Genomic DNA, 21192 nt, shown 5'->3' with positions numbered 1-21192 from the left:
CCCTGGGACTGGGACGCCGAACATGCAAATGACGATACGATCCAGTGTCATCGGTGCGAGTCCGAGGCCGGAGATCAGGGGCACGGAACGGCGAGAAGCCGACCGTGAGACCTTCGGTGAAAGCAGCAAACGACAATCGCAATGACGAACTGATCGGACGGACCCGCGAGGTCTGGCAACCGCGCCTCGGGCGCGATCTGAGCCGCGTCGAGGCGAAGCAGATCGCCGCCAACGTGACCGGCTTCTTTTCCGTCCTGGCCGAATGGTCGCGGGCCGATATGCCCGACCCTGCGAACGATAACGGCGGCAGCACGGCCTCCGGTGACGAGGGGGTGTGCGATGACCGCTGAAACCACCGCCAGGGCGCTTGGCGGCCGCAAGGTCGGACAAGCCTGGACGGCGCGCTGCCCGGCCCATGACGACCGCGAGCCGAGCCTCTCAATTCGTGACGCTGACGGCAAGGTGCTCGTGCGCTGTCATGCCGGGTGCGACCAGCGCGACGTCATCGCGGCCCTGAAGGAACGCGGATTGTGGGACGGCAAGGCACATTCGTCCCTCAGGACATCGCGTCACCGCAACGTGTCGCCACCGCGACCCGATCCGGATCAGGCGGAACGGAGTGCGGTGGCGCTTTCGATCTGGCAGTCCACGATTGCCGCCGACGGCACGCCGGTCGAAGCCTATCTCGCCTCACGCGGCCTGACTTGTTCGCTGCCGCCGTCGCTTCGCTTTCATCGCGGCTTGAAGCACCCCTCGGGCGGGATCTGGCCCTGCATGGTGGCGCTGGTGACGAAGGGCGCCGACGACACGCCACTGGCCATCCACCGCACATTCCTAGCCCGCGAGGGCCAAGCCAAGGCGCCGGTCGAACCTGCGAAGCTGATGCTCGGCCCTTGCCGGGGCGGGGCGGTTCGCCTTCGCGAACCCGGCGAAACCCTGATGGTCGGCGAAGGCATCGAGACTTGTCTCGCGGCCATGCAGGCGACCGGACATCCGGCTTGGGCGGCGCTGTCCACCTCCGGGCTGCGGACGCTCGATTTACCTGGCTGCGTCCGCGACGTGATCGTTCTGGCCGATGGCGACGATCCCGGCGAAGCGGCATCGCGCGATTGCGCCCTGCGGTGGATGCGGCAGGGACGGCGGGTGCGCATTGCCCGGCCTCCGCGTGGAATGGATTTCAACGATATGTTGCTCGGCCGTGCGCCCGGCATCGAGGAGGGCGCACAATGAGCAACGAGATTGACGGTGAAAACATGAACCCCATCCTCGACGCGATCGACTCGGCCGATGAAATTCCCGATCCGCTTGATGGTCTGGTCGAGAAATCCGGCGAAGATCCTGGCGCGGCATTCACACCAGAGGTTCTGGATCGGCTCGTCGCCCTCAAGTCGGAGGATCGCGCGGCTTTCGAAGCCTTGCGCGCGAGGCTCAAGAAGGTCGGCTGCCGGGTGACCGCACTCGACGAGGCCATGGCCGAGGAAAGCGGAGATGGCGGGCGCGGCCCGACGCAGGCCGACATCCTGATCGACCTCGCGGGCGCGGCCGACTTGTTCCATTCGGCGGACGGCACGGCCCTTGCCGACATCCTGATCAACGAACATCGCGAAACCTGGCCAGTGCGCACGAAAGGCTTCCGACGCTGGCTGGCGCGTCAGTTCTTCGAGCAGACCGGCGGCGCGCCGAGTTCCGAGGCGCTGCAATCCGCGCTTAACGTGATCGAGGCGAAGGCTCATTTCGACGGCCCGGAACGGCCCGTGTTCATCCGGGTGGGCGGCCTCAATGAGCGGCTTTACCTCGATCTCGGAGACGAGGCCTGGCGGGCGGTGGAAATCGACGCCACCGGCTGGCGGGTGATCGACAAGCCGCCGGTTCGCTTCCGCCGCGCTGCCGGCATGCAACCCCTGGCCGTCCCGATGCCGGGCGGATCGGTCGAGACATTACGCGCTTTTCTGAACGTCCAGTCCGATCAGGATTTCGTCCTGGTGGTGGCCTGGGCGCTCGCTGTCCTGCGCAATGAGGGACCCTATCCGGCGCTCGTGCTGTCGGGCGAACAGGGATCGGCGAAATCAACTTTCTCGGCAATATTGCGTTCACTGCTCGATCCCAACACCGCGCCGTTGCGCGCCCTGCCGCGCGAGGACCGCGACCTTTTCATCGCCGCCAGCAACGGCCATGTGCTGGCCTTCGACAATGTGTCGGGCTTGCCAGCGTGGATTTCGGACACGCTTTGCCGACTGGCCACCGGCGGCGGCTTCGCCGTGCGCCAGCTCTATACAGACCAGGACGAGGTGCTGTTCGACGCCGCACGCCCGGTGATCCTCAACGGCATCGAGGACATCGTGACCCGACCCGACCTGGCCGACCGCGCGGTGTTCCTGACGCTGGAGCCGATCCCAGAAGATCGCCGTCGACCGGAGGCGGAATTGTGGGCATCTTTCGAGGCGGAACGCGGGCGTATACTCGGCGTCCTTCTCGACGCGGTGGTGGAAGGCTTGAAGTGCCTTCCCGACACCCGCCTGCCCAAGCTGCCGCGTATGGCCGATTTCGCATTGTGGGCCTCGGCCTGCGAGACCGCCATCTGGCCTGCGGGCATATTCTGGGCAGCCTATTGTGGCAACCGGGACGAGGCCGTCGAGGGCGTTATCGACGCCGATCCGGTCGCCGCCGCGGTGCGCGCCGTCATGTTGGAGCGGACGGAGTGGACGGGAACAGCCTCCGATCTTCTGGGCGCCCTTGGGGAAATGGCAGGCGAACGCGTGGCGAAGGCCAAGACCTGGCCCGACAGTCCGCGCGCGCTTTCGGGACGGCTGCGCCGCGCCGCCACCTTCCTGCGCAAGATCGGCATCGAGGTGTCCTTCGAGCGCGAAGGTCGGGCGCGCACCCGGATCATCCGCATCACCGCCGCAGGCGCGGAATCGGTGCCGGAACGCGGCGGGGCGCAACCGTCCGCGCCGTCCGCACCGTCCGCGCCAAGGCCGAAATCCGTTCCTGACAACGGCTTCGGGGCGCCCGACCTGCGGACGATCGCCAACGATGCGGACGGTTGCGCGTACGGAAAGGTCGATAGCGTCCGCGGTAACCCTATGAAATCCAATGGCCGGGACGATGCAGACGGTGCGGACGCAAACTGCGCGGCTCATTCCGAGACGGAAAAAACGACGGCCACCAGTTGGAGGGCACGGCTATGAGCGCCGCTAGCGCCTTGCAGGCCGCCCGCGATGCTGGAATCGGCTTGCATGTTGATGGCGTCGATCTGGTTCTGGAAGCATCGGCGCCGCCGTCCGCCGCCATCCTGGATTCACTGGCCCGGCACAAGGCGGATCTGATCATACTGCTGCAACCCGGCAATAACGGTTGGTCGGATGAAGATTGGCGGGCGCTCTACGATGAGCGCGTGGGCATCGCCGAGTTCGACGGTGGGCTACCACGCCCGGAGGCCGAGGCCCTGGCTTTCGAATTCTGCGTCGTCGAATGGCTGAACCGCACCTTCGAGCGCTCACCGGCTGAAAGCTGCCTCGCCTGCGGAGGCGGCGATAGAGCCCATGACGCCCTGCTGCCGCACGGCGTCGACCCAACCGGCCATGTCTGGCTGCATTCGCGCTGCTGGCCTTCATGGCAGGCGGGCAGAAGGGTAGATGCGGTCATCGCACTCAAAGCCATGGGGATTGAAGACAGGAGCAAAGGGACATGACGAAGAGCAAGGCAAAGAAGGCCAACGAACCGACGACCGTTGTTGTAGACGATCCGGAGGACCGAAAGGGCGCACTCAAGACGATCGGCGGATCTCAGTCGGACCATTGGAATAACACGCTGGCCAATCAGGCGGTGCAGGCGCTGTGGGTGACGAACTCGGACGCGCAGGAACGGGACCGCCAGTTGAGCGCCACCGTCGCCGGGCTGGCTGGCATCGGCCCGAAGGATGAACTGGAGGGCATGATGGCGGCGCAGCTGATCGCGGCCCATAACGCCGCGATGGAATGCTACCGTCGCGCCATGATCGGCGAACAGACATTCGAGGGCCGACGCGAAAATCTGAATCAGGCGAATAAGCTGTCCCGCACCTGGGCGGCACTCGTCGACGCGCTGAACAAGCATCGCGGCAAGGGCCAGCAGAAGGTGACCGTCGAGCACGTCCATGTCCACGCGGGCGGCCAGGCCTTAGTCGGCACGGTCGAACGGCCGGGGGGAGGGGATCAAACGAAAATGGAGGAACAACCCCATGCAAAGCAGATTGCCCATGCATCTGAGCCCGCGCTGTGGCGCGCAGACACGGAAAGGCACGCTGTGCCGGTCCCCCGCGATGGCGAACGGTCGTTGCCGGATGCACGGAGGAAAGTCTCCGGGCGCACCGATGGGTAATGCCAATGCGCGGAAACATGGCCTCTACACGGCCGACGCAGTCGCCGAGCGGCGAGAGCTGGCGGGGCTGCTCCGATCCATGCGAGGCGTCATCGAAGAGGTGGATGGATAGGGCATTGGTCTCTGGGCGCTTCTTGCGGTCCTTTCCGGTGGATTCCGTATGCGGGGAGTCCGGGCGCAATGCCGGTCCGGCGTGGCAGCGGTCATCGTCTAAACCACGCGCCCGTACAAGGAAGTGCCCGCTTCCATCCTGGGCGGTTTTGTATGCTGGCGGGCGAAGCGCGGGACATCGCTAGGGACTGGCTTCCTTTTTGGGAGTCCACCCGGAATCCGGAATCCATTGCCCATTGGGCCAAATTGGCCAAAAGTAGATAATCATTGACGGGGAGCCGCATGCAGACTCTGAGCGCGAACGACGCGAAGTATGGCTTCAAGCGGCTGATCGACCTGGCCCGCGCCGAGCCAGTTGCGGTCCCCAAGCATGGGCGCCCCGTCGTCTTAGCGATGGCGGTTGAGGAATATGAGCGGCTGAAGGCGCTGGACCAGCGCAAGAGCCCGAACGGGCAGGGGGATCAGACATGAGCCGGACGATGGCAGGGGGCGGCTGACCGGCATGGACAAGCGAAGCCTCACCGAACGCGACATTTGCACCAAGTTCATCCTGCCCGCCGTCAAGCGCGCGGGCTGGGACGAGATGGTGCAGGTTCGGGAGGAGGTCTATTTCACCAAGGGCCGCATCATCGTGCGCGGCAAGCTGGTGACGCGCGGCAAGGCGAAGAAGGCCGACTTCGTTCTCTACTACAAGCCGAACATTCCGATCGCGCTGATCGAGGCCAAGGACAACAAACATTCGGTCGGCGACGGAATGCAGCAAGCGCTCGACTACGCCGAAACTCTGAAGATCCCATTTGTTTTCAGCTCGAACGGCGATGGTTTCGTATTCCATGATCGCACGGGCGCCAGCACGCCGCGCGAAGCGAACCTCGGCCTCGACGCCTTCCCGTCGCCAGCCGACCTGTGGGCGCGCTTTCGCGCCTGGAAAGGGCTGGACGGCGCATCCGAGGAGATTGTTCTTCAGGATTACCACGACGACGGCAGCGGAAAGGAGCCGCGCTACTATCAGGTCAACGCCGTCAACGCGGCGATTGAAGCCATCGCCAAAGGCCAGGACCGGGTTCTGCTGGTCATGGCGACCGGTACGGGCAAGACCTATACCGCTTTCCAGATCATCTGGCGGCTGTGGAAATCGCATCGCTGGAACCCCGAAGGCAACAAGCGCATCCTGTTCCTCGCCGACCGCAATGTGCTGATCGACCAGACCATGGTGAACGATTTCCGCCCTTTTGGTGCGGCAATGGCAAAGCTTTCGACCAATTCCAAGACCATTGAACGGCAGGACGGCACCTCTGTCGATCTGGCGCTGGCGCTCGACAGGAAACGCCGTATCGACACCGCCTTCGAGGTCTATCTCGGCCTCTATCAGGCGATCACAGGGCCGGAAGAGCGGCAGAAACTGTTCAAGGAGTTCTCGAAGGACTTCTTCGACCTGATCGTGATCGACGAATGCCATCGCGGCAGCGCCGCCGAGGATTCCGCATGGCGTGAAATCCTGAACCATTTTTCCGGCGCGACGCAGATCGGCCTGACCGCCACGCCGAAGGAGACCGAATACGTCTCCAATACGGAATATTTCGGCGAGCCGGTTTTCACCTATTCGCTGAAGCAGGGCATCAGCGACGGATTTCTGGCACCCTACAAGGTCATCAAGGTTCATATCGACCGGGACGTGGAAGGCTATCGGCCGGAAAAGGGCCAGCTGGACCGCGACGGCAACGAGGTCGAGGACCGCATCTACAACGCCAAGGATTTCGACCGCACGCTGGTTCTCGACGACCGCACCCTTCTGACAGCAAAGAAGATCACGGCCTTCCTCAAGGAAAGCGGTGACCGCTACCAGAAGACCATCGTGTTCTGCGTCGATCAGGAACACGCCGCCCGCATGCGTCAGGCGCTGATCAACGAGAATGCCGATCTGGTGGCCGAGAATGCGCGCTACGTCATGCGCATCACCGGCAGCGATAAGGAGGGCCAAGACCAGCTCGGCAACTTCATCGACCCGGAATCGAAATGGCCCGTGCTGGTCACAACCTCGCGCCTGCTGTCCACCGGCGTGGATGCGCAGACCTGCCGCCTGATCGTGCTCGACCGTGAGATCGGCTCGATGACCGAGTTCAAGCAGATCGTCGGGCGCGGCACCCGCGTGCACGAGGACACCAGGAAGTTCTATTTCACGCTGATCGACTTTCGCGGCGCGACCGCGCATTTCGCGGACCCGGATTTCGATGGCGACCCGGTGCAGATTTACGCGCCAGGCGCGGATGACCCGATGACGCCGCCCGACGAGGAACCAGCAACGCCCGAGGGCGAGGACGCGATCCCGCCGACGCCGGGTGAGGACGAGACCATCGTCGATCAGCCCGGCCTGCCGCTGCCACCGGGAGATCCCGTCCGCAAGATCTACGTCGATGGCGTCAGCGCACGGATCATCGCCGAGCGCGTGGAATACCTCGACGAGAACGGCAAGCTTGTCACCGAATCCCTGCGCGATTTCACCAAGAACGCGCTCAGGAAGCGCTTCGCCAGCCTCGACGAATTCCTCAAGCGCTGGAACGCCGCCGAGCGCAAGCAGGCCATAGTCGAGGAACTGGAGGCTGAAGGGCTGGCCCTTGATGCGATCGCCGACGCGCTTGGCAAGAACCTCGATCCGTTCGACCTGATCTGCCATGTCGCCTTCGACGCCAAGCCCCTGACGCGCCGCGAGCGGGCCGAGAATGTCAAGAAGCGCGACGTGTTCACCAAATACGGGCCGCAGGCCCGCGCCGTCCTAGATGCCCTGCTGGAGAAGTACCGCGACGAGGGCGTGCTCAATCTCGACGACGCCAATGTGCTGAAGGTGACACCGTTCACCGACATGGGCAGCGTCGTTCAACTCATCAACGCGTTCGGCGGCAAGGCGGGCTTCGAGAAGGCCGTCCATGAATTGCAGGACGCGCTTTACCAGGAGACCGCGTAGAATGGCCTTCGATGTTGGGGATCAAGTCTATGTAGCGCGATCGCTTCTAGGTATCGACGGGAACGATGTCTCACCTTTTTATCGAACCACGGTGCGCGCTCGGAACAATCGTTCGGTGCGGGTCGATCTACCAGGCGGCGCGCAATCGGGCGCTATTGCAACATCGAAAGTCACCGCAAATTTCGGTGTGTTGATAGTGCGTATTGGCGACTTCAACGAAGGTGGACTTCTCGATCCACTCGCGAAATCGGTCTTACATTATAGCCGCATGCTACTTCCTGGGGATTCGGTTCGGCTTATTGAGTTACGCACCGAGGGGGAACTTACAACATTTTGGCGAGAAATTCATGGCATGTGTCAGCAGGTGATAATTGTGGGACACGGTGCGCCGGACGGGTACTTGTTCGGTAGCGCTAACATCACACCGCAGCGTCTCGGCGAAATATTCGATGCACCAAATCCGACCAAGAAAGAGTTTATAAGCTTAGGGTGTCAGACTGGATATAAAGCGTTTGGACAACCCTTCTCACAAACGCGCTGCGTTTCTCACTTCCTTGCCCCATTTCATTCTGTGCATGGGTGCGTGGCTTCACTTTTTACGCAAACGTTTCTCAATGAAAGGCTCCTTGCCTCTCGATCAACAAGAGTTGCCTTCAAACACGCTCGGAGTGACCTCAAAGGCGCTGCCAGTTTTAGGCTTTGGGAAAACGGCAAACTTACCGCAGGACCCGTCTGAACCATGATTGTCCGTACCACCGTTAAATCCATTCAGGACATCATGCGCCAGGATGTCGGCGTCGATGGCGATGCCCAGCGCATCAGCCAGCTCACCTGGCTGTTCTTCCTCAAGATCATCGACGACCAGGACCAGGAACTCGAACTCACGCGGGACGATTACCGCTCGCCCATCCCCGAGCGCTTCCAGTGGCGGAACTGGGCGGCGGACCCCGAGGGGATCACCGGGCAGGCCATGCTCGATTTCGTCAACGACGAGCTGTTTCCCACCCTCAAGGGCCTCCAGGTCTCGGCCAAGCCCGGCGACCGTCGCCGCGTCGTGCGCGACGTGTTCGAGGATGCCTACAACTACATGAAATCCGGCCAGCTGCTTCGGCAGGTTGTAAACAAGATCAATCAGGTTGATTTCAACAACCTCGACGAACGCCGCCACTTCGGCGAGTTCTATGAGCAGCTGCTCAACGACCTGCAATCGGCGGGCAACGCGGGCGAATACTACACGCCGCGCGCCGTCACCGCCTTCATGGTCCAGATGATCGACCCGCACCCGGGCGAGACGCTGTTCGACCCCGCCTGCGGCACCGGCGGCTTCCTCACATGTTCCATCCGGCACATGGAGGAGAAATACGTCCGCACGCCCGCGCAGCGCGAGACGATGCAGGCAGGATTGCACGCTGTCGAGAAAAAGCAGCTTCCCCACATGCTCTGCGTCACCAATATGCTGCTGCACGGCATCGAGGACCCATCCTTCGTGCGCCACGACAACACGTTGGCCCGTCCCTACATCAGTTACACGGCCTCCGACCGGGTGGACACCGTACTCACCAACCCGCCCTTCGGCGGGCGCGAGGAGGACGGGATCGAGTCCAACTTCCCCCAGCACTTCCGCACCCGCGAGACCGCCGACCTCTTCCTCGCCCTGATCATCCGCCTCCTGAAACCGGGCGGCCGCGCGGCGGTGGTCCTGCCTGACGGCTCGCTCTTCGGCGAGGGCGTCAAGACCAGGTTAAAGGAAGCGCTGATGGAGGAATGCAACCTGCACACCATCGTGCGCCTGCCGAACTCGGTCTTCCGCCCCTACGCCTCGATCGGCACCAACCTGCTATTCTTCGAGAAGGGCGAGCCCACGCGGGACATTTGGTTCTGGGAGCATCGGGTGCCGGAGGGGCAGAAAGCCTATTCCATGACCCGACCCATCCGGCTGGAGCATCTGGCCGACTGCGCCGCCTGGTGGGGCGGACCGCGCCGCGAAGGGCGGGTTGAGTCCGAGCGCGCCTGGAAGGTCAGCGCCGAGGACGTGAAGGCCCGCGGCTACAATCTCGACATCAAGAACCCCCACACCGTGGCCGAGGATCACGGCGACCCTGAGACGCTGCTGGAGGACCTGACGAATGCCGAGGCCGAGGTAGCGGCGCTCCGCGACCAGGTGAAGGCGATCCTGTCCGAGGCGCTCGCAAGATGAATGCTGAAAGGCTGCTCGACCTCTATGAACAAGTGGCCGAGGCGCCCGACGCCGTGCCCCGCCTGCGCCGCTTCGTGCTGGACCTCGCCGTGCGGGGAAAGCTGGTGGCGCAGGACCCGGCCGACGAACCGGCGTCTGAGTTGCTGAAGCAGATCGCGGTGGAGAAGGCGCGGCTGGTGAAAGCGGGGGCAATCAGGAAGCCGAAGGCGCTGGAGCCAGTTGACGAAGCGCCCTTCGAGATTCCTGCCTCGTGGCAATGGGCACGTCTCGGCGAGATTGCCGAACTCGTAAGGGGTATTTCCTTTCCGGCTTCGGCGAAATCCACTGAACCGGGCGCCGGTCGCATCCCGTGCTTTCGTTCTGGAAACATTCAAGCCCAAACCGTTTGGGGCGACTTCATCTACGTGCCAGAGGATACTCTCAGGAGTTCCGATCAGATGGTGCGACCAGGTGACGTTCTCATCTCGATCGCCAACAGCTACGCACTTGTCGGTAAATGCTCGATCGTCAACGAGGCGCCGTATCCAGCAACCTTCGGAGCATTTCTGGCCGCTATCCGGCAGCATCTCATTTTGCCTGAATATGCGAAAGCGTTCTTGATTTCAGACCATTCCGCCATGGCTTTCCGCGTCGGTTCATCGCAGACGACGAACATCGCGAACATCACTTTCTCTACAATTCGCGGGCATCCGTTCGCGATCCCACCCCTCGCCGAGCAGAGGCGGATCGTGGCGAAGGTGGACGAACTGATGGCGCTGCTGGACCGGCTGGAGGCGGCCCGCACCGCGCGCGAGGCCACCCGCGACCGGCTGACCGCCGCCAGCCTCGCCCGCCTGACGGCTTCTGAACCGGGGCCCGACAACGATTTAGCGGATTTCCCGGCCAACGCCCGCTTCGCCCTCGCCACGCTCCCGGCGCTCACCACCCGCCCCGACCAAATCAAACCCCTCCGCCAGACCATCCTCAACCTCGCCGTCCGCGGCAAACTGGTGAAGCAGGACCCGACCGACGAACCGGCGTCGGAGTTGTTGAAGCGGATCGCGGCGGAGAAAGCCGCAATGAAGGGGCGTAAGGGCGCTAGAACAAGGAATGAAGTTGCTTCAATTGCGCCTTCGGGCATGGCTATTCCGCTCCGCTGGGAGTCCGTGCGTTTGGACGCAATTTCAACTTTCGAAAATGGTGATCGAAGTTCCAACTACCCCAGCGGGCCTGACATCAAATCTGAGGGCATCCCATTTTTCAGCACTAAAAACCTCTCGGATCACCGCCTCGGCTTCACCGACTTGGATTTCATAAGTCCTGAGAAGTTTAGCTCTTTGCGCAGCGGGAAGCTGAAGAACCTAGATGTTCTAATCACCCTTCGCGGCTCAGTTGGTAAATTCGGATTGTTCAAAGCGACTGAACATATAACCACGGGCTTCATAAATGCTCAGTTGCTTATCATTCGCTGCCTTGATCCTAAGATAGTCCCATACCTCGTGACTTGCATGCAGTCGGATGATTTTGAGCAACAGATCGCTCTGCTATCAAGTGGCGCAGCCACACCACAATTATCGGCAGGCAAACTCGCTGAAGCCATGATCCCCCTCCCACCCCTCGCCGAACAACACCGCATCGTGGCGAAGGTCGATGCCCTCATGGCCCTTTGCGACCGGCTGGAGGCTGCCCTCACCACCGCCGACACCACCCGCGCCCGCCTCCTCGAAGCCCTCCTCCACGAGGCGCTAGCGCCGGTTGCCGAAGCGGTCTCGGAGGCGGCGGAATGAACTCTTCACCACGATCGACCTGACGAGGCCCCATGCCAATCGCCACCGAGCAAATCCTCGACGTCCTGCGCCAATACGGCATCTATCCGCTCGACGACGACTATGCGGAGATCGACCTGCCTGGGATCGGCGTAATCGAGGAAGGGGAAGGCGTGTATTCCACCTCGCTGAATGAGGTGCTTGGGCGTGGCGACGAAGGCGAAATGGCTTATCCCGATTGGCCTCTCGCCGACGACCCAAGGATGCGGGAGTGGTTAGACGAACTTGAAAAGATCATGGGCGGATCAAATCGTAAATTCCCGGTCCATCGGAAACCCCGCCGAGCCGAACAGCCCGAACCGCATTGCGCCTGGTACTGTCCGGTCCACTTTTTCGGCCACGGTTGGGGCATCTACATCCGCGAAAGCTGCATTCTGTCGCACGCGCTCGACATCGCCACGTTTGTTGACTGGCGGGGTGTCCATCTTCCCCATGGGGATATTGCGCACCACCTACTGCGCAGCGCCTTTTACGTTTTCTTTCTGCACGAGCAGTTCCACCACAAGGTCGAAAGCCTCGGCCTGCGGCTGCTTATTTCGACTGCCAGCGACCGTTATCGACCCTACAAGACCAATGTCTATCGCCGCACCTTCAACACCTCAGACTGCATTGAGGAAAGCCTTGCCAACGCCGAGAGCTATCGCCGCCTGAACGAGCCGCGCTATACCCGGCGCGTCGACCCGGCGATCCGTGCGGGACTCCGGCGCTATCTGAAATGGTCGATCCCACAGCAACCGCTAGGCTATAGGGAGGGTGTAAACTTTCTGTTGGAATCGCCGTATCGTGATGGGCTCTACGACCTGCAATCACAAATGCTGGACGGCAGGCTTCCAACAAGCACGCCGAAGGCAAACTGGTCTGTCGCGCCCAACATGATCACCTCCCTCGCCGACATCACAGATGACATCTACGTCGTTCTGCCGAAGGGCGCGCGCCCGATCTTTCGCCCGACAAGTGTAGACCCCGGCTCCACAGTGTCGAGCCAGGCGTTGGAAGGTGCTTTGACCCGGCACTATGGCTATCGGCCCGTCGCCGGCGGGAAGGGATCGCACGTCAAGCTGAAGAAGCCGGGGTCACCGACGATCATCCTGCCCGGAAATCGGTCGACGGTTTCGCCGGGCGTCGTGAAGAACGTGCTCCAGGCGCTTGGCGGGCATCCGATTTCGCGCCTCCCCGATCTGCTGGATGGAAAGATAGCCATGCATGTCTGAGCCATTGTTTCTATCGCTTAACTCCAGCTCAACCGCCGCACCAGCAGATATCCTGCGTCGCCCGGATCCCGATGTTGTGCGCTGGGACAACGAACATGCGCTTCGGAGGTGAAACCATGATCCGCCTTGCCGATATCTGGCCTATTGCAGACGTCGAGACCTACAAGCTGCACTTCGCGCGATGGAACCAGGAAAGCCAGCCGCTTGAGGTATGGGCGCGGGACAGGCGCGAATGGCAGGGCTGGCAGGAGTACCGACCGGCCCGGAACGAATTCAACCGGCCCTTCATCTTCGCGCTGATCCAGTTCTATCACGAGACAGACAGCTGGCTTTTCGGCGGCGTCTACCGTGTGGTAGATCGCCTTCCGGAGCGCTATGTGATCGAACTGACGGATCAGGGACAGGGCTTTCGTGGCCGGCTCAAGATCGGCTCCACCTACCGGCAGCGGGCAACCCGCGTAAACTTCGAGAACCATTACGACGACCTCGAAGTGCAGGAGATTTTCCGCGAGCCCTATTCCGGCCGCGCCTTCCCCGGTTTCGAGGACATAGACCTCTCTTTCGAGGAACTCGAAGCGCTGGTGCGCAACGACCGCGCGGATTGGAAGGCTGCTCTTGCGAGCGTCAAAGGCATCTACCTGCTGACGGACACCACAACCGGCAAACGCTACGTTGGCTCGGCTTACGGCGATGAAGGTATCTGGTCGCGCTGGAGCAGCTACATTTCCAGCGGCCACGGCGGAAATGCCGAGTTGCGCGCCTTGGCGACAGATCCGAGCCTGGAGTATTGCCGCAGATCCTTTCGGTTCGCTCTCCTTGAATACCGGTCGAACCGCACGCCGGATGAGGTCATTATCGGCAGGGAAAACTTCTGGAAGCGCATTCTCCTCACCAGAGGTGAGCACGGCCTGAATCGGAATTGATAATGGGCATCAACCTCGTCATCGCCGTCACCGATGGCGACTGGTTCGACATGCTGCGGCGGCAGACGAACCTTGCCGAGGTCAATTTCTGGGCGCCGTCGGCGGCCAACTTCCGCGCCCTCGAGCCGGGTGAACTGTTCCTATTTAAGCTACATGCGCCGCGCAACGTGATCGTCGGCGGCGGCATCTTCGCCTACGCCAACGCGCTGCCGTGTTCGCTGGCCTGGGAAGCCTTCGGCGAGGCGAATGGCGCTCGATCGGCGCAAGAGATGCGTGCCCGCATCGCACGATACCGTCGGGCCGATCCGGGCGATCGGAGCGATTTCGAGATCGGCTGCCGTATCCTGACGCAGCCGTTCTTCTTCGCCGAGGCCGACTGGATTCCCGTCCCGCCAAGCTGGGCGCCGAATATCGTGTCCTTCAAGACCTACAATACCGGCGATGCCGAGGGACTTGCGCTATGGGACGCGGTGAACGAGCGGATGAGCCGGCCAGACTTCCCCGGAATGGCGGAACCCCAGGCTCGGTTCGGCGAGCCGCAGCTCATACGGCCACGCCTCGGGCAGGGAGCGTTCCGGGTGCTTGTCACTGACACCTACAACCGCCGTTGCGCGATCACACGGGAGCGAACCCTTCCGGCGCTCGACGCCGCGCATATCCGACCATATGGCGATGGCGGCGCGCACGAGGCGCAGAACGGGCTGTTGCTTCGGCGCGACGTCCACAGCCTGTTCGACGCGGGCTATGTCACCGTGACGCCCGACCTGCATTTCGAAGTGAGCCGCCGTATCAAGGAGGAGTTCGACAACGGGCGGCACTATTATGAGCTTCACGGGCAAACGATCCACGCTCCTGAAGATGCCTTGCGCCGCCCAGATCTCGAGGCGCTGCGCTGGCACAACGAACATTGTTTCCGGAGGTAGAGTATGTCGCGATGACCCGTACCGACCGGGACACCCTGATGCGGATGGCGGCTTTCGAGCATGTTCGAAGGCTGGGCGAGGTGCATGACCATCTGACCGCCAAAGAATTGAAACCGGGTTTCATTTTCGAGGGCGAGCGCATTCCGCTCGTCAATCCCCAGCGGGGCATCTTCAAGCCGCGACAGATGCGGTATCTGCTATCCATCAAGACGGTCTTTCCGCGACCAGGCGCGCGTGTTTGGTACGACGATCAGCGGGACGTTCACCGCCAGATCTTCGAGGGCGACGATATGGTCGAATACGCCTTCATGGGGCAGGACCCGGACGCGGCCGACAATCGATGGCTGCGCGAGGCGTTCGAGAATGGGACACCGGTAATCTATTTCCTCGGGATCGCGCCGGGCCGCTACCAGGCCATGTTCCCCGCATTCATTTCGGGATGGGACGCCAATGCCCTGAAGGCACGCGTCGCGTTTGGCGTGCCTGAGCAGGAATCGCTGTTCCCGCCGGAAAATGCCCTCGAACGGCGATATGCGCTGCGTGCGGTAAAGCAGCGGCTTCATCAGGCCTCATTCCGCGAAGCCGTCATAACGGCCTACGATGGCCGATGCGCCTTGTCAGGCTTGCCCGAACAGCGGCTGCTCGACGCGGCGCATATCATCTCCGACAAGAATGAGCGGTTGGGGCAGCCCATCGTCCCCAACGGCCTGCCGCTCTCCAAGATCCATCATGCCGCCTTCGACGCCCACCTAATCGGCATCGATCCCGACTATCGGCTACATGTTTCGGACCGGTTGCTGGACCAGAACGACGGTCCGATGCTCGAAGCCCTCAAGCAGTTGAATGGCGAATCCCTCCACTTGCCGCACCGGGTCAAGGACCGGCCGGACCGCGACCGGCTCGCCATGCGGTTCGAGCGTTTCAAGGCGGTGGCCTAGAATGCCCGCCTTCGCCCGCACCATCGGTATCGACTATTCCGGCGCGCAAACGCCAACGGCGAGCCTGAAGGGGCTGCGCGTCTATCTGGCCGAGGGCGGCGACCCGCCCGCCGAGGTGCCTCCGCCGCCGAGCCCGCGCAAATACTGGACCCGCAAGGGCGTTGCCTATTGGCTGGTCGAAAGCCTGTCCGGGGACGTTCCGACGCTGGTCGGTATCGATCACGGGTTTTCCTTTCCGCTGCGCTATTTCGAGGTTCACGGGCTCGAACCCGACTGGCCGGCCTTCCTCGACGATTTCAAGCGCCATTGGCCGACCGACGAGGAACATACCTACGTCGATTTCGTGCGGACCGGCGCCGCTGGCAACGGTGCGGCGCGGACGGGTAATGCCCGCTGGCGTCGTCTGACCGAGGAGCGGGCCGGCGGGGCGAAGTCCGTCTTTCATTTTGACGTGCAGGGGCAGGTGGCCAAGTCCACCCATGCCGGGATTCCGTGGCTGCGTTTTATTCGCCGGGAACTGGGCGAGCGTATCCATTTCTGGCCGTTCGACGGCTGGGACATTCCGCAGGGAAAGTCCGCCATCGCCGAGGTCTATCCCGCGCTCTGGTCCCGTAGTTTCGTACGCGAGGGCCGCACAGGCGATCAGCACGACGCCTATTCCATTGCCGCCTGGCTGTCGCGCGCCGACAGGGACGGCAGCCTCGCCGGTTTGCTTGCTCCGAATCTGACCGCGCCCGAGCGCAGCGTGGCGAGGGTGGAAGGCTGGATTCTCGGCGTTCCCGGCCTGATCCGCGAGAAAGACCGGATCAGGGTAAACTGACCGTCGCGACTTGATATAGGAAGGTGTTTAGTTTATACTAAACAACATGGCAAACAAGACAACCAAATCCAAAAGCGAGGCCGCCGACGATGTCAGCCGGGCGGTGCTCTATGCCCGTGTTTCGTCGAAGGAGCAGGAGAAGGAAGGCTTCTCGATCCCAGCGCAGATCAAGCTGCTGAAGGACTATGCAGCGCGCGAAGGGCTGTCCGCCGTCGAGGAATATGTCGACGTGGAGACAGCGAAGCAAACCGGTCGGACCAGCTTCTCCGAGATGATCGCGTTTCTGCGGGCCAATCCCCGGGTCCGGGACATCCTGGTCGAGAAGACCGACCGGCTTTATCGCAATCTCAAGGACTGGGTGATGCTCGACGACCTCGATGTCGAGATCCATCTCGTCAAGGAAGGGGCGATCCTGTCGCGCGACTCGAAGTCGTCGGAAAAGTTCATGCATGGCATCAAGGTGCTTATGGCAAAGAACTACATCGACAATCTATCGGAAGAGACCAGGAAGGGCATGCTGGAGAAGGCGGAGCAGGGCATCTGGCCCTCGGCCGCGCCGCTTGGCTACCGCAACGTGGACGGGGCCACCGGCAAGCGCGTGATCGAGCCCGATCCCGAGGTCGCGCCGCATGTGACCAGGATGTTCGAACGGTACGCGGCCGGCGGACTGGCATTGCGCGACGTGGCGAAAAGGGCGCGTGCAGACGGCTTCAGCTACCGCAAGAGCGGCAAGTCGGTGCCGACCAGCACGGTGCACAAGATCCTGCGCAGCCGACTCTACATGGGCGAGTTCGAATGGAATGGCCGTCTCTATCAGGGCAGCCACCAACCCCTGGTCAAGCGGGACTTGTGGGAGCGGGTGCAGGACATGATGGACGGCCGCAATGCCAGCAAGCATCGCCGCGTGAAGCACGATTTCGCCTTCTCGGGCCTGATCGCCTGCGGCCATTGCGGCTGCTCGGTGGTCGGCGAGATCAAGAAGCAGCGCTACATCTACTACCACTGCACCGGCTACAAAGGGAAATGCGACGAGCCCTATGTCCGGGAGGAGGTCCTCGAAGAGAAGTTCGGCGAGCTACTCGGCCAGTTGGCGTTCGACGACGAGGTTTTGGACTGGGTGCGCGACGCCCTTCACGACAGCCACGCCGACGAGAGGCGCGAGCACGAGGAAGCCATCGAGAAACTGCGCGCCGAATACGACCGGCTCCAGAACCGCATCCACGCCGCCTATGTGGACAAGCTCGACGGCACCATCGACGCGGCCTTCTACGAGAAGATGGCCACCGAATGGCGAGCGGAGCAGGAACGGTGCCTGCGCGACATCGAGCGGCACCAGGGCGCGGATCAGTCTTATCTGGATGAAGGCGTGCGCCTTATCGAACTGGCGCAGAACGCCCAGCGGCTTTTCGAAAAACAGGATTCCCGCAAAAAACGGCGTCTTCTCAATTTTCTAGTTTCGAACTGCTCATGGGCCGACGGCGATCTCTCGGTGACCCTGAAGCAACCCTTTGATCTGATTGCCGAAACAGCGATGCTCGACGCACAGAAAAAGGCCGCTGGAGAGGTCTTCAACGGCCTTTCTGTGAATTGGCTCCCCGGGCCGGACTCGAACCAGCGACAAAGCGGTTAACAGCCGCTTGCTCTACCAACTGAGCTACCGGGGAACACGGCAGTGCGCCTGATCTGTTAACCTCAAGCGCCGTGCGAGGCAGGGCTATAGCAAAGCGATCGCCGCCTTGCAAAGTCCGATTTCGTGAGATTGATACAAATCTCATAACGATCCGGTTAATGCGTTGGTGTATGCACCCTGCGTGACTATGTAGGCGTTTGCCGTTGGGCAGCCCGTATTTGAAAGAATGAACGGACGAATGGCCCGAATCAGACTTGGCAAGCGCTACTACAATGTGCCCGGCTCGAAGCCCGTGCGGATCGCCATCGGCGTTTTTCTGGTGCTGTTCGGCATGGTCGGCTTTTTGCCGGTGGTGGGGTTCTGGATGATCCCCATGGGTCTGTTGATACTGTCCATCGATTCCTACCGCATCAGGCGCATACGACGCCGCCTTGAGGTTTGGCGTGGCCGACGCGCCGCCGCAAAGGCCGCAGCGAAAGACGCGACCCGCCAAAAGGCAGACCGCGACCCGAAAGAAACCGGGTAGCCGATATACAGGCTTGCTTGATGAGTGCTTGAAATTGGAGGCCACGCCCGGAATCGAACCGGGGTAAACGGATTTGCAGTCCGGCACGTAACCACTCCGCCACGTGGCCTCACTGGGTACTACGCGCATATTCTAGCGCGTGTTTGCCAAGCGGGCGAGGCTATAGCACCCGAAGGACGCGCAAACAATCGGCATCAGGCCAAAAACAGCGTTGTGCCACACTGCGCAGCATTGCATTGTCAGTCACCGCGCTGCTGACTATAAGGCGGAAAAGCTCCGCAGTTTGCCCGTAGCTGCCCTCTCAGGCTCCATAACCAGGCTCAACCAATGCTCGATTTTGCATCCGCCCGTCACAACATGATCGAAAGTCAGATCCGCACCAATGATGTGACGGACCGCACCGTGCTGGACGCCATGGGCGCAACACCGCGCGAGCAGTTTGTGCCGGCCGCCAAGCGATCTATCGCCTATCGTGATGAGGATATGCCGATTCACACCGGGGAAGATGGCACAATCCGCTGCCTCATGGAGCCTTGGGTATTTGCCCGATTGCTCCAGCTTGCCGACATTTCGTCGGGTGATCTTGTTTTGTATGTGGGGGCAGGCCTTGGCTATGGTCCCGCTGTCGTCTCGAAACTTGCCGAAACCGTTGTGGCGCTTGAAAGCGACGCCGCATTGGTGGCGACTGCCGGGCAGAACCTGACCAAAGCAGGGGTGGACAACGTGGCGGTTATTGAAGGCCCGTTGCCCAAAGGCTGCCCGGCGCAGGCACCATTTGATGTAATCGTGGTGGAGGGTGCGCTTCCTGATGCGCCCGAAGCATTATGCGCGCAGTTGAAGCAGGGCGGCAGACTTGTGTGCGTTATTGGCCGCGGTCTTGCTGGCAAAGCTCATGTTTTTCAACGCTCAGGTGAAACGTCGAGCGCTCGTGCAGAGTTCAGTGCTGCCGTTACACCGCTGCCGGGCTTTGAACCGCCGAAGGGTTTTGTTTTCTAGCCGTTGTCGCGGATCGGCCTTACCGCGACGGGTTTATTGAGTTTCGACCGTTAGACAGGTCCACAACCTGCTACAGGGAAACCGCAAAACCGCCGGAAAATCGGCATAGAGTACAAGATTAGTGGGTTTCATCATTGAACCTGCCAGAGGCATTACACTATATAGACACAGACCCTATATAGGTCCGGCATACTCAAATTGCTGTGCACTGGCACACGCGGGGGGACGTTTTGACGACACATAGGGCTGATTTTCGCACGGGATTGCGCACTGAATTGCGCATGCGCCGCAGCAGCCATCCAATTATGGGGGCTGCTCTGCTCATTGCGGCTGCGCTGGTGTCGTCGTCTCACGCAGGGGCTGAAACGCTTAATGATGCCCTTACAGCTACTTATGCCAGCAATCCCACTTTGCAGGCTGCACGTGCTGAATTGCGGGCAACGGATGAAGGCGTGGCCCAGGCACTGTCAGGCTGGCGGCCGTCCATCAGTGCCACGGGCACATCTCAGTTTTCGCAATCCGACAACGAACTGGCGACAGGCGCCGGGTTCGGGGCCATCAACAGTACGCGCGACGACCGCACCACCAATACGGCGGCTGTTACCGTTCAACAGAATATTTTTCGCGGCGGGCGCACAACCGCTGAAACCCGTCAGGCGAAGTCACAGGTTGCTGCCGGGCGTGCTCAGCTTGCGGGCACCGAGCAGGATGTGTTGCTGAGTGCAGTTACAGCCTACATGGATGTGCTGCGTGATACCGCGACAGTTGCCCTCAACCGCAACAACGTCACGGTCCTTCAACGTCAGTTGGAGGCCTCGCAGGATCGTTTTGACGTCGGCGAGATCACCCGCACGGATGTGGCCCAGTCAGAGGCTCGCCTCAGCCGCTCGCAGTCAGCGCTTATCCGTGCTGAGGCCAACCTAACCAATTCGCGTGCTGCCTACGAGAACGTCGTGGGCATGGCACCGGGCACACTGGATGCAGCGCCTGATCTGCCGCCCTTGCCGGCAACGGAAGAAGAAGCGCTGGCCATAGCTATTGCCAACAACCCCACTCTGCAGGCCGCGCGATTTGCCGAGGAAGCCTCCCGTCACGCCATCCGATCTGCCAAGGGTGCTTTATTGCCGACGCTCACTGTGCAGGGCGACTACAGCTATTCTGAGAAACCAAGCTCATCGCTTGCCAACTCCGAGGCGGCGACGGTAACCGGGCGGCTGACCGTTCCGCTTTATCAGTCGGGCGCGGTGTACAGCCAGGTACGTCAGGCAAAACAGCTCAACAGCCAGCAGCGCCTTCAGATTCGCGCCGCCATGCGCTCCGTCGAAGAGGGTGTGGCCAGTGCGTGGGAAGCCTATCGGGCCGCAAATGCACAGATCACGTCTGACCGTGAGCAGGTGCGCGCCAACGAAATTGCCCTTGATGGTGTGCAGCAGGAAGCACAAGTAGGCTCGCGCACAACGCTTGATGTGCTTGATGCCGAGCAGGAGCTTCTGGATTCACGTGTGGCGCTGGTGACATCAGAACGCAATGCCTATGTGGCTGCCTATCAGCTTTTATCTGCAACCGGTCGGTTGAGCGCCGGGTATCTAGCATTGCCGGTGGAGCAGTATGACCCTGCCGCAAACTACGACCGGGTCAGTGACAAATGGTTTGGATTCGGCGTCACTGACGAGCCGGATGAGCTTGCTCCCGAATCAGGAACTGACGCTGCGGGCGACCTTTAAGGCTGATTTTGGTTTGGTTTACCGTCTGTCAGCCCAATCCTAGGGTCGGGTTAACACTTTTTCCCCA

At 61.6% G+C, this 21192-nt stretch carries 20 protein-coding genes, 2 tRNA genes and 1 pseudogene; 20 read left to right on the top strand and 3 right to left on the bottom strand.

Annotated elements, in window-relative coordinates; all coding sequences use genetic code 11:
- The first annotated feature begins 116 nt into the window (after positions 1 to 116).
- From RIB87_RS02130 to RIB87_RS02050, 17 genes and pseudogenes are all read left to right on the top strand, one after another.
- Positions 117 to 350: a hypothetical protein gene (locus RIB87_RS02130; RefSeq protein WP_350143017.1), complete on the top strand. Its 234-nt coding sequence runs from the start codon at positions 117 to 119 to the stop codon at positions 348 to 350.
- Positions 340 to 1230 (top strand): DUF7146 domain-containing protein, encoded by an 891-nt coding sequence (locus RIB87_RS02125; protein WP_350143015.1) that lies wholly within the window; start codon positions 340 to 342, stop codon positions 1228 to 1230. Before RIB87_RS02130 ends, RIB87_RS02125 begins: the two co-directional genes overlap by 11 nt.
- Positions 1227 to 3188, top strand: coding sequence for an AICE element replication initiation protein (locus RIB87_RS02120; protein ID WP_350143013.1), 1962 nt, complete (start codon positions 1227 to 1229; stop codon positions 3186 to 3188). The genes RIB87_RS02125 and RIB87_RS02120 overlap by 4 nt, the downstream gene beginning before the upstream one ends.
- Positions 3185 to 3691: a hypothetical protein gene (locus RIB87_RS02115; protein WP_350143011.1), complete on the top strand. Its 507-nt coding sequence runs from the start codon at positions 3185 to 3187 to the stop codon at positions 3689 to 3691. The genes RIB87_RS02120 and RIB87_RS02115 overlap by 4 nt, the downstream gene beginning before the upstream one ends.
- Positions 3688 to 4359 (top strand): hypothetical protein, encoded by a 672-nt coding sequence (locus RIB87_RS02110; RefSeq protein WP_350143009.1) that lies wholly within the window; start codon positions 3688 to 3690, stop codon positions 4357 to 4359. Before RIB87_RS02115 ends, RIB87_RS02110 begins: the two co-directional genes overlap by 4 nt.
- Complete coding sequence (locus RIB87_RS02105) at positions 4283 to 4471, top strand: HGGxSTG domain-containing protein (RefSeq protein ID WP_350143519.1); 189 nt, start codon at positions 4283 to 4285, stop codon at positions 4469 to 4471. The genes RIB87_RS02110 and RIB87_RS02105 overlap by 77 nt, the downstream gene beginning before the upstream one ends.
- Positions 4472 to 4752: 281 nt before the next feature.
- Positions 4753 to 4941, top strand: a complete 189-nt coding sequence (locus tag RIB87_RS02100) for a type II toxin-antitoxin system Phd/YefM family antitoxin (RefSeq protein ID WP_350143007.1) — start codon at positions 4753 to 4755, stop codon at positions 4939 to 4941.
- Between the two features lie 31 nt (positions 4942 to 4972).
- Positions 4973 to 7432, top strand: a complete 2460-nt coding sequence (gene hsdR, locus RIB87_RS02095; protein WP_350143005.1) for an EcoAI/FtnUII family type I restriction enzme subunit R — start codon at positions 4973 to 4975, stop codon at positions 7430 to 7432.
- Position 7433: 1 nt separating this feature from the next.
- On the top strand, positions 7434 to 8168 hold the full coding sequence (locus tag RIB87_RS02090) for a hypothetical protein (protein ID WP_350143003.1): 735 nt from the start codon (positions 7434 to 7436) through the stop codon (positions 8166 to 8168).
- Between the two features lie 3 nt (positions 8169 to 8171).
- A complete protein-coding gene (locus RIB87_RS02085) occupies positions 8172 to 9629 on the top strand; it encodes a type I restriction-modification system subunit M (RefSeq protein WP_350143001.1) in 1458 nt (485 codons plus the stop codon).
- Positions 9626 to 11395 carry a restriction endonuclease subunit S gene (locus tag RIB87_RS02080; RefSeq protein ID WP_350142999.1) on the top strand — a complete coding sequence of 590 codons (1770 nt, stop codon included), beginning with the start codon at positions 9626 to 9628 and terminating at the stop codon, positions 11393 to 11395. Before RIB87_RS02085 ends, RIB87_RS02080 begins: the two co-directional genes overlap by 4 nt.
- A 32-nt stretch (positions 11396 to 11427) precedes the next feature.
- Positions 11428 to 12645, top strand: coding sequence for a type II toxin-antitoxin system HicA family toxin (locus RIB87_RS02075; protein WP_350142997.1), 1218 nt, complete (start codon positions 11428 to 11430; stop codon positions 12643 to 12645).
- A 116-nt stretch (positions 12646 to 12761) separates the two neighbouring features.
- Entirely contained in the window at positions 12762 to 13568 is an 807-nt protein-coding gene (locus tag RIB87_RS02070; protein WP_350142995.1) for a GIY-YIG nuclease family protein, read from the top strand.
- A gap of 2 nt (positions 13569 to 13570) precedes the next feature.
- Complete coding sequence (locus tag RIB87_RS02065) at positions 13571 to 14491, top strand: HNH endonuclease (RefSeq protein WP_350142993.1); 921 nt, start codon at positions 13571 to 13573, stop codon at positions 14489 to 14491.
- Between the two features lie 11 nt (positions 14492 to 14502).
- On the top strand, positions 14503 to 15429 hold the full coding sequence (locus RIB87_RS02060) for an HNH endonuclease (protein WP_350142991.1): 927 nt from the start codon (positions 14503 to 14505) through the stop codon (positions 15427 to 15429).
- Position 15430: 1 nt separating this feature from the next.
- Entirely contained in the window at positions 15431 to 16249 is an 819-nt protein-coding gene (locus RIB87_RS02055) for a hypothetical protein (RefSeq protein WP_350142989.1), read from the top strand.
- Positions 16250 to 16295: 46 nt separating this feature from the next.
- Positions 16296 to 17306 (top strand): annotated as a pseudogene (locus RIB87_RS02050) (recombinase family protein); the annotation flags it as partial.
- 18 nt (positions 17307 to 17324) lie between these two features.
- Here RIB87_RS02050 and RIB87_RS02045 read toward each other — a convergent pair.
- Positions 17325 to 17582, bottom strand: a complete 258-nt coding sequence (locus RIB87_RS02045) for a hypothetical protein (protein WP_350142987.1) — start codon at positions 17580 to 17582, stop codon at positions 17325 to 17327.
- Between the two features lie 255 nt (positions 17583 to 17837).
- Positions 17838 to 17913: transfer RNA gene (locus RIB87_RS02040), tRNA-Asn, on the bottom strand.
- Positions 17914 to 18105: 192 nt separating this feature from the next.
- Between RIB87_RS02040 and RIB87_RS02035 the strand changes: the two genes are divergently transcribed.
- The gene (locus RIB87_RS02035) at positions 18106 to 18405 is read left to right on the top strand and encodes a hypothetical protein (protein ID WP_502943189.1); all 300 of its coding nucleotides are present in this window, start codon (positions 18106 to 18108) and stop codon (positions 18403 to 18405) included.
- 35 nt (positions 18406 to 18440) lie between these two features.
- On the opposite strand, the gene RIB87_RS02030 is transcribed toward RIB87_RS02035, so the two are convergent.
- Positions 18441 to 18514 (bottom strand) — tRNA-Cys (locus RIB87_RS02030).
- Positions 18515 to 18732: 218 nt separating this feature from the next.
- On the opposite strand from RIB87_RS02030, the gene RIB87_RS02025 reads away from it, so the two are divergent.
- Both RIB87_RS02025 and RIB87_RS02020 read left to right on the top strand, forming a co-directional pair.
- Entirely contained in the window at positions 18733 to 19401 is a 669-nt protein-coding gene (locus RIB87_RS02025) for a protein-L-isoaspartate O-methyltransferase family protein (protein WP_350142983.1), read from the top strand.
- Between the two features lie 281 nt (positions 19402 to 19682).
- On the top strand, positions 19683 to 21125 hold the full coding sequence (locus tag RIB87_RS02020; RefSeq protein ID WP_350142981.1) for a TolC family outer membrane protein: 1443 nt from the start codon (positions 19683 to 19685) through the stop codon (positions 21123 to 21125).
- Positions 21126 to 21192 lie beyond the last annotated feature (67 nt).

The sequence above is a fragment of the Pyruvatibacter sp. genome (genome assembly GCF_040219635.1).
GTDB lineage: Bacteria > Pseudomonadota > Alphaproteobacteria > CGMCC-115125 > CGMCC-115125 > Pyruvatibacter.
Note: the sequence above shows the minus strand (reverse complement) of the source record. Positions and strands in the feature narration are given on the sequence as shown.